The organism is Pseudomonas qingdaonensis, assembly GCF_018398475.1.
GTDB classification, from domain to species: domain Bacteria; phylum Pseudomonadota; class Gammaproteobacteria; order Pseudomonadales; family Pseudomonadaceae; genus Aquipseudomonas; species Aquipseudomonas palmensis.
This window is the reverse complement of the sequence record NZ_CP074676.1, coordinates 153,791-168,199: the sequence shown is the minus strand read 5'-3', so window position 1 is coordinate 168,199 and position 14,409 is coordinate 153,791. Positions and strand designations below refer to the sequence as shown.

The window sequence follows — 14,409 nt, the reverse complement described above, 5'->3', positions numbered from 1 at the left end:
TGCGAACACAGGGCGAATTATTGATTTGTAGAAAAAGGAGAGCGTTTGAAATCTCAAACGAATCCTAGGATCAACGGGAACAAAGGACAATAGGGTGTTCGAAAAAAAGAACAAAAAGCCTAGCAGACCCTGAAATTTCAGATCAACGTCACTTTTGCGCCAGCGAGTGTTCGGAATCGAACACAACATTACTGGCGATGGACGGCAAGGGTGCAGATGGGTATCATGGCGCCCGCGTTGCACTCGTAGCTCAGCTGGATAGAGTACTGCCCTCCGAAGGCAGGGGTCGTGGGTTCGAATCCCGCCGAGTGCGCCATCTACGACAAAAGGCCCAGGTGAAAACCCGGGCCTTTTTTCATGGGCGCGAAAAAGGGGCAGGCCGGGCTCAGACCGTGCGCTCGCCCTCTATCAGCTGCCCCTGGCTGTTGCCATGCAATGCCGAATACCTGGCCAACTGCCCCAGCCGCCGATCCAGCTCCTGCAGCAGGCGGTTGCGCCGGGTGGTCACCTCATTGCCGTTGAACAGCCCGGGCTCGACGGTATACAGGTTGAATATCTGGTTGATCGCGGCCGGCCCGGCGATCACATGGTTTTCCTGCGAGCTGTGGTTGTACAGCGCCACCATCTGCCCGGTCTGGGTGTCGGCAGGGCGCGCAAACAGCATGCTCACTGTCTGCCCGGTGCGGATGCGCACGGCGCTGTCGGCGAACTGGAAACATGCTTCCCTGCCATCGCGCAGCTTCACCCAGAACTCATGCTCCTGGATGTTGTGGCTGCTCACGTGCATCGACGACGAACTGCCGCCGATGGAGCCGTAGCCGTCGATCATGTAGCCGCCGCCGGAATGGTGCGAGTGGCTGGCGCTGAGGTGGGTCTGGTTGCGCTTCTGGGTGTCGAGAATCTCGCCGGTGACCACGAAGAAATGCAACTGGCGATCGTAGTGGTTGAACGGCTCGTCGATGAAGTTGGGGTCGTCGGGCGACAGGCTGATGTCATACATGGTGCGCACCATTTCCTCGCGCGCGGCCTTGTCGTGCCTGGCGCGCTCCTTGAGCTCGGCGCGGCGCACCTTGGCGTCGTCGATGGCCTTGAGCGCCTGGGCCTTGAGGATCGGGGTTTTCTCCTGGGCGTAGGCAGCGGCCTTTTCGCTGGCCTCCTTGAGCACCGGCGCGGCCTTCTGGCCGGCCTCCACGGCCAGTTCCCTGGCCTTGGTCAGCGCCTGGGCCGCCTTGGCGGCAAGTTCGGGGTTGGCGTCGACGGCTTTCTTTTTCAGGTCATCCCAGAGACTCATTCTCTATCCTCTCAACGCTTGATCGATCAACCGCACAGGTGCGGGGCGCTGGAGAGTCTACAGGCAGTGCCGGAGGTTTTGGCAGGCGGTGCGGGCCTGTTCGCCGTCGATGCCGGCTCTGCTGATACCTGTCAACCGGCCACCAGCAGCCGGTCCTGCAGCACCACGCTCATGCCCCCCAGCCGCCACAGCTCGAAGTAACGCGCAAAATCCACCTCCAGCGCCAGCAGCGGCGCCGCGATGTACCACGCCAGGTAATAGTCAGCGGCAATCCCGTACAACGCTTCGAGCAGCGCGTACATCGGCAGTTGGCTGTCACGCACGCCCTCGATGACCGTGTCGGCGAAATGCTCGAACACCCAGGCATTCGGCGCATCGCTCTGCAACGCCTTCAACGCCACCTCGCGGCTTACCACCTCGACCACAGGCTGCCAGTGGGCCTGCTCCGGCCACGGCCCCTGGGTGGACAGGCAGTACCGTGCCTGTTCGTTCCACCAGGCCAGCGCCGCGGCCTTGAGCCGGCCTTCATCGCAGCCGCGCTGCGGCAACAGGTACAGGCTGCTGTCCAGCGAACCTGCCGCCAGCACCTGCTGCGCCCGCGCCTGCAAGGCATCGGCCTGGGCAAAGCCGGCAAAGATCTGCGCCAGCTCCGCGTCGCTGCCATGCTCCTTGAACAAGCCGAGAAAGTGCGAGCTGTCGAGCACGACGCGACCTTCGCGGCACGCTATCCAGTCATCGAGCAGGGTCATGCGCTCAGCGACCGAACTGGCGAAGAATCGTCAGGTGCACATCCAGCTGCAGCTTGCGCAGGTTGCCCAGCACCGCCTTGCCGCCCATCACCAGCGCGGGCTCGAAGCCGTACAGCTCCTGCTCGCCCAGCGGGCCCAGGGCCTGCAGCGCACGCTCGAACAGGAACTCGCCATCGGCGTCCTCCATGTCGAAGTCCTCGCGCTCGACCATCGACAGGAACGACTGCAGCTCCAGGTCCGGGTTGCTGCAGGGCACGTTCTTTTCGCTGCTCATGGCGTACACACGGTTGTACGCACACAGCACGATCAGCTTGCGGCCATAGGTTTCGCCCCATGCATAGAGGTCGCCAAAGGCCGTGCGGCCGATCACATGGTAGGTGTCCAGCTTCTCGAACTCGGTGCCTTGCAGCCACATGTCCAGCAGGTGCTGGTAGTCGTGCGGGTTGACCAGCCAGAACAGGCCGTCGGCATAGCTGCCCCACCCCTGCTCCTGCCAGTACTCCAGCAGTTTGTCCGGCAGGCGGCCACGGTACTGCGCGATGCTTTCGGCCGGCACGGGCCGCTGATGGGCAGGCTCGCCCATGGCCTCGATAAACATCTCGAGAAATGCGTCCTTCATCACTGACTGGCTCCCCTGGCTAGCTCTAACCTGATGTTCAATTTGGCACTGCCGTTGCCCGCCTCCACCGCCTTGCGCACGGTCTCGTCCAGCAGCGGCAGCCGGCTCGACCAGCTGGCGCCGATCGACGAGTTGACGTTCGAATTGCCCATTCTAACAGGGTCGGGTTTTACCCACCCGCCAGCCACCATGTCGGGCTCGTGCAGTGCGGCCAGGTTCGACTTGATTTCCTTGGCCCGTGCCTTGGCCATCTGCGCCGCGACCTTGGGGTCGACACCGTTGTTGACCAGGCCCTTCTGGATGTTCTCCGCCACGCTGCGCTCGAATTCGCGGCCGAACTTGCGCTGCAGCGCCACCGCGTCGGGGTTGCGCCCGGTGCTGTCGAACGCCTCGCGGGCGAACTTGAACTCGTCGGCGGTCATGTTGTTGATGGCGTCCTGCTGGGCCTGCAACTGCTTGTTGTATTCCTTGAGGTACGCCTGCTGCTCGGTGGGCGTCATCTCCTTGTAGCGCGGGTTGTCATAGGGGTTGAACTGCTTCACGGGCAGTTCGTCCAGGCGCTCGACGGTGGCCACGGTGCCCGCACCCGCCGCCGGCTTGCCGGCAGGGGGCAGCTCGACCTTGGCCACCGGCGCTTCCTTGACCAGCACTTCGGCCTTGGCGGCCATTTTTTCCAGACCCGCCCGGCCCATCTTGATGCCGGTCTTGGCCAGCGTCACGCCGGCCTTGGCCGCGCCGCCCACGCCGGTGGCAATGCTGCCGGCCTGCCACACGATCTCGCCCAGGTCACGCCCCAGTTGCATGGCGTGCTCGTCACCGCCCACCTCCAGCGCCAGGGTCACGCGGTCGATCTTGGCGTTGAGTTCATCCACCACATCGGCGCCCAGCTTGTCGCGCGCCTCCTGGTTGGAAATCAGTTCCTTGATGCCCTTGAGGCCATCGATAGGGTGCGCGATGAACTGCGCCAGCCCCTCGATATCGTTGATGCCGGCCTCGACCAGGCCACGCCCCACGCCAACCTGGGTCAGCAGGTCCTGCTTCTTGCTGATGAAGCCCCACTTGGCAATGACCTTGAGCTCGTCCGCCAGGCCCTCGGCTTCCTTGAGCTCCTTCTTGGCCTGCACCAGTTGCTGGGTGGCCAGCCAGTTGTTGTCGGTGGCGGCGCCAGCGGCGGTGTTGGCGGTGGCGGCATCCAGGCCGGTGCTGGCGGCCAGCCCGGTGACCAGGCTGGTGATCAGGTTGCGCTTGGCTTCACGTTGCGCCTCGGACTCGTTGGGGCTGGCTTCGGAGAACAACCCGGTGAGCACGCTCGATGCCGCCGCCCCGGCCGCACCGCTGCCACAACTCTGGCTGCTGGCCGCCGCGCCCGCGCAGGCGAGGATGCCGTGCAGCGCCGCGTGTACCGGCGAGCCTTCGATAAGGCTGCCGTTGGCCACCAGCTCGCCGATATAGCCCGCGCCCTGCTGCTGCACGTAGTTGACCACCATGCCCTGCATGAACGCCGTGTTGCCGGCGCTGATGTTGCCGCTGGCCGCACCCACCAGCGCGGTGGTGATCTGCCGGTAGGTGCCGCCGGCGCCCCAGTTTTCGGCAATGCCGTCGGCCTGATGGCGCAGGTCGCTGGCCGCCAGCAGCAAGGCAGTACGCTCGCCGTCGCCCAGTTCCGGGTTGGCGGCCTTGGCTTCGGCCTCCTTGGCCTGGTTACGCTTGGCGTCGACTTCCTTGGCCTTGTTGTTGAGCAGGGTGCCCGCCTCGTTGGCGAACGCGCCGACGATCTCGAACCCGGCGCGAATCTGCTCCTCGTTGAAGATCGGCTTCAGTGCATTGCTGCCATCGCGGTCGCTGGACACGTCGCGGTTGAGGCTGGCTATGGCCTCGTCCACGCTCTTGCCGGTGCGTTTGTGCTGCTCGGCCGCATCGGTGATGACGATACTGCCACCACTGATACCGCTGCGGGTCACGCTGCTGGCGCTATCGCTGGCACTGATGGCGATCGGCATGCTCACACCGATGTCGTTCTCGTTTTTCGCAAGGTCGGTGCCAGGGGTTTGCGTGGCGCCGCTGGTGGCGTTGCCCTGCTGGTCCTTGCCGACCTCGCGGTAACCGCCGCCAAGGCTCAGGCTGCTGCCCTTGTACTCGGCCTCGTTCCTGATGTCGCGGCTGGTCAGGCTGGCGGTGACCAGGCGGTTGCTGCCGTCCTGCACGGCCTTGTCGCTGCTGGCGATCACTGCGCCCACCAGGTCGGTGTTGCCGGCCACGTAGATATCGAAGCCGCCGTCGCCGGCCTTGATCCCCGACTGCTCGGTGACGCTGGCGTACCTGGAGTCGATGTCGGTGGCGCCGAAGCTGCCGCTGGCACCACTGACCGAGCTCATGCCATAGCAGAACGGCGGAATGCACAGGCTGATACCCACGCCCAGGCTCTTCTCGTCCACGGTGTAGGTGCTGGTGTCCTGCAGGCTCTCGATGTTGAGGTTGCCGCCCACGTCCATCACCACCTGCTTGCCGCTGACCACCGCGCCCTTGAGGTTGGTGTCGCCGCCCGAAACCATGACCAGCTGGTTGCCGGCATCGATATGGGTGTTGGTGTGGGTGAGGTCCTCGCCATCGGCTTCGCCGCGATTGCCCGACACCCCGAGGTCGAGGGTGAAGCCGTTGCGTGTGCCGCCCAGCGACAGGCCGATACCGACGCTGGCACTGCTGCCGGTGCTGTCGGTCTGCTGGGTGCTGGTGTTGGTGGCGGCCAGCAGGTTGATGTCGCCGTCGGCCAGCAGGCTGGCATTGTTGCCGGCCTTGATCTGGCTGCCGCGCACGGTGAGGGTGCTGTCCTCGTCGGCGCCGGTGGCGATCAGGCGCACGTCGTTGCCAGCGACGATGGTCGAGCCGGCAGCGGTATCGCTGTGCTGCTCGGTGGTGCTCTGGTTCTTCTTGGTGCCCAGCGACAGGCTCAGGTTGATCCCGCCCGCCGAACCCGGATCGGTGGCCACCGCGGTGGCCGCGTTGTTGGCCGCCAGCGCCGCGGTGGCCGCGGCCAGCGCCTTCATGCGCCCGTCTTCGGTCTTGTCCGAGGCCTGCTTCATCTGCTGGGTGGTCTGGATGGCGCTGATCACCGGGTTGGTCAGGGTCAGCGACACGCCAGTCTGCTTGAACAGGGTCTGGCGCTCACGCTCGCTGGTGTTGCGCGCCTCGACGATGGCGATCTTCTCGGCACGGATATCCACGTCGCCCTTGGGCGCCATGACCTGGCTGCCGACCTGGCGATAGCTTTTGCCGGCCTCGATCAGCACGTCGCCTTCGGTGGAGCCTACGGTGCTGGCCACCGCGGTGGTGCTGGTGGTCATGTCCTTGACCCGCTGCTCCTGGGTGCCGACGGTCACGGCGATGCCACCACCGCTGAACAGGCCGCTGGTCTTCTCGGTCTTGTCGTGGCGCTCGCTGCGGCTATCGCTGGCCGCCGCGATGTTGACGTCGTTGCCCGCCACCAGGATGGTCTGCTGGCTGGACACCACGTTGGCGCCCTGCAGGTTGATGTCGCGCCCGCCCTGCACGTAGGTGTGCTCGCCGCTGAGGGTCGAGCCCTGGGCGGTGGTTTCGCTGAGCGTGTCACGGGTGGTTCTGGTGGTCTTGGAGAACATGCCGTTGCCGCCAGTGACCTTGTGCGCCTCGTCGGCGAACTGGTAGTTCTGCCCGGCCATCAGGTTCACGTCGCGGCCGGCGTCGGCCATCACCATGCCCTGCTCGCTGCTGGCCTGGCTGGCGCGCAGGTTGATGTCCTGACCGGCCTTGAGGCTGACGTCGCCGGTGCCCTGCACATTGCTGCCCACCTCGGTGCGGCTGGCGTCCTTGCGCCAGTTGCTGCTGTTCCAGGTGATCGACTGCTGGTGCGACTCGGTGACAGTGGTCAGGTTCAGGTTGTTGCCGGCCACCAGTTGCGTGCTGCCGTTGGCACCGGCGTTGACCACCTGGGCACCGGCCAGGTTGATGTCGTTGCCGGCCGAGGCCGTGAGCGTGCCGCCGGCGCCGCTGACGAACAGCCCGGCCACCCGCGACAGGTTGCTGCGCGTGCCCTGCTCGCTGCTGCTGTCATGGGTGCTGGAGATGACGTTGAGGTCGTTGCCGGCGCTGATCGCCAGGCTGTCCACGGCGCCGATCAGGCCGCCGAGGTTGTCGAGGTTCTCGCGTGCCTGCACCGATACCTTGTCGGCCTGGATGCGCCCGCCGAGGTTCTCCACATTCTGCGCGGTCAGCGCCAGGATGCTGCGCCCGCCGAGGCTGCCGCTGTTGCTCAGGGTGTCATTCACGTCGAGCTTGAGCTGCTGGCCGGCCATCAACGCACCCGCGCCGTTGAGGTCGCCCTGCTGCACCCGCACGTACACCTGCGGCACCAGCACCCTGCGGGTTTCGCCGCCGGCCACGGTCACCTGTTTTTCCACCAGCCACACGATGTCGCTGGTCAGCTGGGCCATCTGCTCGGCGCTCAGCGCCACACCCGGCACCAGTTGCCAGGTATTGGCCACGGTAACCGCGTTGTCGAGCAGCGCGCGGTACTGTTCCTCGTCGTTGGCATAGCCGTCGATGAAGCGCCGGCCAGTGAGCTGGGCGACCTGTTCGCGAATCAGCTTCTGTTCGTAGAAGCCGTCGCCCAGGCGTTGCAGGGTCTGCCCCGGGTCCAGGTGCAACTGTTGCAGCATGTAGTCGGACGACAGCCAGTTGCGGTAGCCGGCAAAGCGCGGGTCGGTCTCCACCAGATAATTGCGCACCGCCTGCGGGTTGCTGTCGAACAGGCTGTTGCTCGGCAGGGTCAGCACCGGGCCGCCGGTGCGGATCTGCTCGCCGACGCCTTCGGCATCGAGCCCGGCCTGCGCCGCCACCTCGATGATCGGCGCCACCTGGTAGGCATTGGCGGCGGCGCTGTCCACCACGCCGGCGCCGGCGGCCTGCTGGTCGCTCAGCTGGCTGGCATGGCCGCCGAGCTGGGTGCCGCTGCCGGTGACGGCGGCCAGCTCCTGCCATACGGTGGGCTGCAGCGAGATTTCCTGGATCAGCGGCGCGGGCACATAACCGGCCACGCGGGCGCCCTGGCGGTCGCGGCCCTTGCGCTGGATACGGTAGAAGTTGGTCACCGTGCCGCTGTCGGTGGTGACCTGCTGGCCCTTGAACTCGGTGTTCACCAGGCTGCCGATGGCGCCCTGCAGCAGGCCGCCGGCGATGATCCGGCTCTTGTCGTTGAGCACTTCGCCGGCGTTGATGACCAGGTTGCCGCCGGCCAGGATCTGCCCCGGCGCCGAGGTGGCGATCTGGGTTTCGCGCACCACGCGGGTCACGTCGTAGCGGTTCCAGTTGTCCTTCTGGCCCTCGGGGGTGATCAGGTACTGCACTTCGTTGTGGCGGAACGTGACCTGGTCGGCCTGGTAGCGGTTGGGCGAGCCGGCCAGCTGGAATTCCTGGAAGCTCTGGCGGCTGATTTCCACGTCGCGGGTGCTGAAGTGGTTGTTGAGGTTGCGCAGGGTCTGCACGTCCAGCGCCATGTGCCCCAGCGACTCGATGGTGGCACTGGCGTTGGTCAGCAGCGCGGCGCGGCCGCTGGCGTGGTCGGCGTCATCCAGCGTGGCGCCGATGGCCATGTCGCCGGCACTGAAGATCAGCGCCGCTTCGCTGTTGTCGATCTGCGTGGCGCCGATGTCCAGGCGCGCACGGGCGGCGATGGCACCGGAGCGGTCGCCCTCGTTGGCGTTGACCAGGGTGCCGGCAGCGATGCCCAGATGGTCACCGTAGATGCGACCGGTGCCCAGGTTGTACAGCACGCCGGTTTGCAGGCGCACCTTCTGGCCGTCGATCAGGCCACGGTTGGTCAGGCTCTGGTGGGCAGTGATGCGCACCTGGTCGGCACTGATTTCACCCTCGGCGCGGTTGTCCAGGGTACTGGCGTCGAGCAGCATGGAGCGGCCGGCCAGCAGCTTGCCGCTGTTGTTCAGCGCACCGCCGGTCTGCACGTCGAGGGTGCCGTTGGCCTGCAGCAGGCCACTGAGTTCAAGGCCTGCGAGCAGGCGCAGGGTCAGGTCGCCCAGGCTCACGGCCTGACCGTTGCCACTGTAGTAGGCGGCGTTCAGGCTCAGCGACTGGCCGGCCAGCAGGCGCCCGTCGAGGTTGCTGATGCTCTGGCGGCGCGCAGCGGGGTCACGGTCGGTAATGTTCAGGTGCTGGCTGGAGCTGATCAGCCCGCCCGCGTTGTCCAGCAGTTGGCTGACGCCGATGTCCAGCGTGGTGTCGGCGCGAATCACACCGGCCTGGTTGCCCAGCACGTCGGACTCAAGGCGCAGGGCGTGCCCTTGCAGGCCCTGGTTGTCGGCCTGGGTGGCGTTGTTGGCGAGGGTGCCGGTCGACACATGCAGCAAACCGGCGGAGCGGATCAGGCCGCCCTGGTTGTCCACACGTTCGGCCGAGGCCACGTCGATGGCGCCCAACGCCTGGATCTGCCCGGCCTGGTTGTTCAGCCGCAGGCCCTGCACCTGCACACTGTCGGCGCCGACGATGCGCCCGCCGGCGTTGGTCACGTCGGCGGCCAGCAGTTGCATGGCGCCCTTGGCCGAGACGTAACCGCCGGCGTTGCTCAGGTGCGCGCTGTGAATCTCCAGCGCACCCTGGCTGATGATGCCCTTGCCGCTGCCATCGTCGAGGTTGACCAGTGCCTGTTCGCCGGTATCGATGTACAGCCTGCCCTGGGACTGGATCAGCCCGCCGGCGTTTTCCAGGCGCCCGCTGCGCAGGTCCAGGGTGCTGCGCGCATCCAGGGTGCCCTGGGCGTTCTGCAGCAGTTGGCCATTGCTGTTCAGGTTGAGTGCCAGGCCGCTGATCACGCCGCCACTGTTGTCGATACCCTGAGCGTTCACCACGATGTCGCCCGCCGCTTCCAGGCGCCCGCCCACGTTGCCCAGCTGGCTGTCGCGGGCAGTCAGCAGCAGGGCGCCCTGTACCGAGCCGACCGTACCGCCGCTGTTGTTCAGGTGCGCCGCATTCAGCGTCATCTGGCGGATCGCGGCGAAGGTGCCGGCGGTGTTGAACAGCTCGCCAGCGCCCGCAAACAGTGTGCCGCCGGCGCTCACGGTGCCGCTGCGGTTGTCCAGCGTGCCGGCGTTGAACACGCCGTTGCCGCTGGCCGCAAGGGTGCCGCCGGTGTTGTCGAGCAGGCCCTGGGTGGTGACCGCAAGGCTGCCGCCCTGGGTGGCCAGGACCTTGCCGCCGCGGTTGGACAGGGTGTCGGCCTCGATCGATACGTCCTTGCCCTGAGCCACGCCGGCGTCGAGCTGAACCTGGCCGGCGTTGACCTGCAGGGTGCCGGTGCTGACCAGCGTGCCCTGCGCGCTGTCGAGCGTCGTGGCAGTCAACTGCAGGGTGCCGGCGCCGGCATGCTCGACGCGGCCGTGGGTGTTGACCACGGTGGCGGCGCTGAGCGTGGCATGGGTCGCGTTGCTGGCGATGCGGCCACTGCGGTTGTCGAGGGCGCCGTCGACCTTGATCGAGGTGCTGCCCTTGCCGCTCTGGGTCAGCTCGCCGCCCACGTTCGACAGCTCGCCGGCGCGTACTTGCAGGTTGCCCGCCACCACCTTGGCGGCGTCGCTGCGCAGGGTCTGGCGGGCGGTGGCACTGAGGGTCTTGCTGGCATCGACGCTGGCGTTGGCGAGGTTGATGTCGCCGCCGGTGAGGGTGATGTTGCCGGCCACGTTACGGCTGGCGCTCAGGTCGACGTCGCCTGCACTGACCTGCAGGTCGCCGCCGGCCAGGTGTTCGCCGTGGGCCTGCACGCGCTGCGCGGTGAGGGTCAGGTCGCCGGCCTTGCCCAGCTTGCCGCTCTCGTCCAGCCCGGCAGCCAGTGCCGAGCCCTTGCTGCTGGTGATGGTCGACTGCGCGCCGGTCGCCTTGAGTTCGACATTGGCCTGGCTGGCCAGGGTGCCGCTGTTGTTCAGGTCGCCGGCGCTGCTCAGCTGCAGGTCGCCCTTGGCATAGACCGTGCCGCTGTTGTCGACCCCGCCCTTGGCGGCGACGCGGGTGGCGCCGGCACTGCTGAGGGTACCGCTGTTGAGCAGCTTGCCGTCGGCGCTGATCACCACCTCGCCGGCGCCGGCACCGATCGTGCCGGCGTTGCGCACGCCCACACCGCCCTCGGTGCCCACCAGCATGATCTTGCCGGCGTACATGCCGCCGAGCTTGGCCACGTCGATGGCGACTGCGGGGGCCTCCTCGTCGCTGCCTGCCAGCCGGGTTGCGCGGGTGTTGTCGGCGTTGACCTGGTTGCGCCCGGCGGTGACTTTCAGGTCCTTGGCCCAGATGCCGGCGTTGACCTGCACGCTCTGCGCGATCAGGTCGGTGTAGTCGGCGTCGGCGCTGTCCAGGCCCTTGCCCTGGATGCTGAGGGTACCGCCCTTGACCTGGTAGCCGGTGATGCGGCCGTTCTCAAGCTGCGCCTGGCCGGTGGTCAGGGTGGCGCGGTTGGCGTTGATGAAGCCGCAGCCGTCGCAGGTGACGCCGGCCGGGTTGGCGATCACCACCTGGGCGCGTTGACCGGCCACTTCCACATAGCCGCGCAACTGGCTGGGGTTGCTGGCGTTGACCTCGTTGAGGATCACCCGCGCACTGCCCTTGCTCAGGTTGCCGTTGCCCTGGATCCAGCCACCCAGCTGGGTCTGGCTGGCCTTGACGCCGTTGTTGAGGATGACCCCGCGCTTGTCCACGTCGAACTGGCTGTAGGTATTGCGCGACACGCCAGCGGCGCTGGGGGCGGTGATGTTCACCTGCGGCGTGCCGTTGGCACTCTGGCCCACGTTCGGGCGCTGGGCTGCTGGCGCACGTCCATCGGCAACCACCCCGGCGGCCCAGGAAGGTGCAGCGTCCAGCGCCACCAGGCCGAGGGCGAGCATCATTGCGAAACGCAGGCGGCCCAGTTCGGCCAGTGTGCCGGCCGAGCCGGCCACGGGCCCGGTGGTGGTGCCCGGCGCCTTGCCCTGGCTGGCGACGTTCTCGGCAACCACCATCAGCAGCCCGCGAGCCTTGTTGAAAACGATACGGTAGAGATGCTTGTTCATTGCAATTCCATTTGCGGTGCCAGACCGCCAGAAGTCAGGGTTACGCTGTGAGTTCCAGCGGGTGAGCGGCAAACCAGGCCTTGGCCTGTTCGGGAATCACGCCGATCCCCAGGTGCGTCTTGACCCGCAGGCCGCGCACTTCGCCCTGGTGGTCGAGGGCGCGCATGCAGCGGTTGGGGAACAGCTGGCGCTGCACCAGGCGCGCCAGCGTTGCCGCATGCCCGAACGGGGCGACGAAGTCGTTTATCCACAGGCGTTCGCCGCTGTTCCAGTCGGCATTGGCCATCTCGACAGGCGAGCGCTCGATGTAGCGCTGCTCGGCGGCGCCGTCGAGGTTGAGCCAGGACAGGTAGAACACCGGCTTGCCGGCCTCGCTGCCGAGCACGAACTGGCGGTGCTTGAGCGCCGGCAGCAACAGCGTGGCCAGGCTGTGCAGCGGTGCGTCGCGGTGAGCTGTGGAGTGCATCCACAGCCAGGTGGCCGAGCCCAGCACGGTGGCCTCGTTCCAGGGCTCGTCGAAGAGCCCGGGGGCGATGATGTCGAAGCGATCGATACGCATGGCGGGCCTCAGAACGACAAAGAGACAGTGAAGGCACTGGTGATGTTGGCCGTTTCGAAACCGTCGGGCTTCTTCAGCGGCGTACCCCAGGACCAGTCATACGACAGCGCCTTGTAGCCGCCGCGCACCCCTACCACGGCACCGGCCAGGCGCTTGCCCACCAGGTACTCGCTGGAGTGGCCGCTGACTTCGCCGTAGTCGACGCCGGTGTACAGCTCCTGGCCGGTATCGCCCAGGGCCAGGCCGATCTCGTTGCGCAGGGTCCAGCCGCGTTCGGCCGAGAGGATGTTCTCGCCGTCGAAGCCGCGCACGGTGTAGCGCCCGCCGATGGAGAAGCGGTCCTGCGGCACCAGCGCCGAGCGGTTCCACTGCGCGCGCCAGCCACCGATGTAGCGCATACGCTGGTTGTAGGCGATGAAGGGCACCTGCAGCTGGGCATCGGCACTGATGATCTTGGAGCGCGAGGTGCCTTCGCCGGTGAGTTCTTCTGGCGCCTGCAGTGCGCCGTGGGCACCGGTGCCGCGGCGGTAGCCCGCGCTCAGGTCGAGGGTGGAGGCGCCGATGAATTCGCGGTGGCTCAGGCCCGCTTCCCAGCCGGCCATGCGCCGGCGCTGCAGCTGGATTTCAGTGTCGTCGATGAAGTTTTCCGAGGTACGCGTCCACAGGCTGCCCCAGGCCGTGGTCTTGCGTACCGCATCGCGGTACAGCAGGCGCGACAGGCGCAGCTCGTTGTTGCGGGTTTCGCCGCGGTACTGGTAGGTCTCGTTCTCGCCGGCCACCTGCTGGTGGTAGTCGTACTCGCTGGTGGTGAAGCCCAGCAGCCAGTAGCCGAACGGCAGCGAGTAGTGCAGCGTGTTGCCCTTGGAGCCGCGATTGCCCGACTCGCCGCCGCCCAGGTCGTGGGTGGCGCTGGCGTAGAACAGGTCGTTGAGCGAGAGGATGTTGTCCAGCGACAACGCCAGGTTGCCCTGGTACTTGCCGGTGGTCTTGCTGCCGGAGTTATCCACAGACAGGCTGAGCCGCGCCGGGAAGGCCTGGCGCCAGGCGATCACGATGTCGCTCTCGCCGGGGCCGGCGTCGCGGGCCTGGGCCGGGGCGATCTGGATGTCGGCTTCGGCGGTGGGTACGCGCTTGAAGTTCTCCAGGGCCTGTTCGATGTCGCGCAGGTTGAGCAGGTCGCCCGAGTGCGCCGGCAGCGCGTTCCAGGCATTGGCGCGCGAGCTGGTGCCTTCGGCGAAGCGGATGTCGCGGATACGCCCGGGAATCAGGGTCAGGGTCAGTTCGCCGCTGTTGAGGTCCTGGGCCTGGGCCAGCACGCGGGTGGTGACGTAGCCTTTTTCGATGATCGCGTTCTGGATGCGCTTCATGGTCAGGTTGATGCCGGCGCTGCCCAGGCAGCGCCCGGTGGCCGGGTCATCCTTGGGGTTGGCGGCGCGCAGCGCCCACTGGAAGCGCTCGGCCGCATCGCCCACCAGGCGCAGTTGGCGGATGGGGAAGCACGGGGTTTCGTTGGCGGGCAGGCGGCCGTCGCCTTCATCGGCCAGCGGTGCTTCGAGGCGCACGTCGGGGCGTGCTTCGAGCTGCTCGCGCTGCACCCGCTCGCGGTCGCGCTGGCGCAGCAGCTCGGCATTCGGGTCGGCGGCGTGTGCGGCGGTGCCGGCACCGGCGGCCCAGGCAGCGAGGGCCAGCAGCAGTGCGGCAGCGGGAGTGGGGCGCGAGGTGCTGACGAAGCAGTGGGCAACACGTGTCGTCAACGCCCGGCAATGGGCGATCGGCAGCATGGCACATCCTTGTGGGCCGGAATTCTTGGGGGAGTGTTATCGGGGGGCGGAGCGTTGTGCGCGGCTGAATGTTCAAGCCTGCTGGGAGGGACGGTGATTTGTCCTACAACCTCTTCCGCACCGCTCTGACGGGGATATCGCGAGAAAGTTGCAACGGGGTGTGGGAAACGTGATGGGGTTCAAGGTTTTGCAGGGGATGGCAACAGATGCGACCTCACAAGGTGCCAGCCGCTGCTTCTGTGGCGATCGATCAGATCGAGCGCCGCCCGCGCGGCGCTTCGCCGGCAAGGCCGGCTCCTGCATCGATTGCAACGCGCAATGGCCTGCAGG

6 protein-coding genes and 1 tRNA gene are annotated in these 14,409 nt (G+C 66.9%); 1 reads left to right on the top strand and 6 read right to left on the bottom strand.

Going from position 1 to position 14,409, the window contains the following annotated elements:
* The first annotated feature begins 239 nt into the window (after positions 1-239).
* Positions 240-316 (top strand) — tRNA-Arg (locus KH389_RS00760).
* A 69-nt stretch (positions 317-385) separates the two neighbouring features.
* Here KH389_RS00760 and KH389_RS00755 read toward each other — a convergent pair.
* From KH389_RS00755 to KH389_RS00730, 6 genes are all read right to left on the bottom strand, one after another.
* On the bottom strand, positions 386-1,291 hold the full coding sequence (locus KH389_RS00755) for a hypothetical protein (protein ID WP_043861308.1): 906 nt from the start codon (positions 1,289-1,291) through the stop codon (positions 386-388).
* A gap of 131 nt (positions 1,292-1,422) precedes the next feature.
* The gene (locus KH389_RS00750) at positions 1,423-2,040 is read right to left on the bottom strand and encodes a hypothetical protein (protein ID WP_213606685.1); all 618 of its coding nucleotides are present in this window, start codon (positions 2,038-2,040) and stop codon (positions 1,423-1,425) included.
* A 4-nt stretch (positions 2,041-2,044) separates the two neighbouring features.
* Positions 2,045-2,659, bottom strand: coding sequence for a GAD-like domain-containing protein (locus KH389_RS00745; RefSeq protein WP_043861310.1), 615 nt, complete (start codon positions 2,657-2,659; stop codon positions 2,045-2,047).
* On the bottom strand, positions 2,659-11,739 hold the full coding sequence (locus KH389_RS00740) for a hemagglutinin repeat-containing protein (protein WP_213606684.1): 9,081 nt from the start codon (positions 11,737-11,739) through the stop codon (positions 2,659-2,661). The genes KH389_RS00745 and KH389_RS00740 overlap by 1 nt, the downstream gene beginning before the upstream one ends.
* A gap of 40 nt (positions 11,740-11,779) precedes the next feature.
* A complete protein-coding gene (locus KH389_RS00735; RefSeq protein WP_213606682.1) occupies positions 11,780-12,298 on the bottom strand; it encodes a toxin-activating lysine-acyltransferase in 519 nt (172 codons plus the stop codon).
* Positions 12,299-12,306: 8 nt separating this feature from the next.
* On the bottom strand, positions 12,307-14,079 hold the full coding sequence (locus KH389_RS00730) for a ShlB/FhaC/HecB family hemolysin secretion/activation protein (RefSeq protein WP_054915887.1): 1,773 nt from the start codon (positions 14,077-14,079) through the stop codon (positions 12,307-12,309).
* Positions 14,080-14,409: the final 330 nt, after the last annotated feature.

Coding starts and splice junctions, on each gene's coding strand:
- KH389_RS00750 (WP_213606685.1), bottom strand. CDS start 2,040: ATGACCCTGCTCGATGACTGGATAGCGTGCCGCGAAGGTCGCGTCGTG.
- KH389_RS00735 (WP_213606682.1), bottom strand. CDS start 12,298: ATGCGTATCGATCGCTTCGACATCATCGCCCCCGGGCTCTTCGACGAG.
- KH389_RS00745 (WP_043861310.1), bottom strand. CDS start 2,659: ATGAAGGACGCATTTCTCGAGATGTTTATCGAGGCCATGGGCGAGCCT.
- KH389_RS00755 (WP_043861308.1), bottom strand. CDS start 1,291: ATGAGTCTCTGGGATGACCTGAAAAAGAAAGCCGTCGACGCCAACCCC.
- KH389_RS00740 (WP_213606684.1), bottom strand. CDS start 11,739: ATGAACAAGCATCTCTACCGTATCGTTTTCAACAAGGCTCGCGGGCTG.
- KH389_RS00730 (WP_054915887.1), bottom strand. CDS start 14,079: ATGCTGCCGATCGCCCATTGCCGGGCGTTGACGACACGTGTTGCCCAC.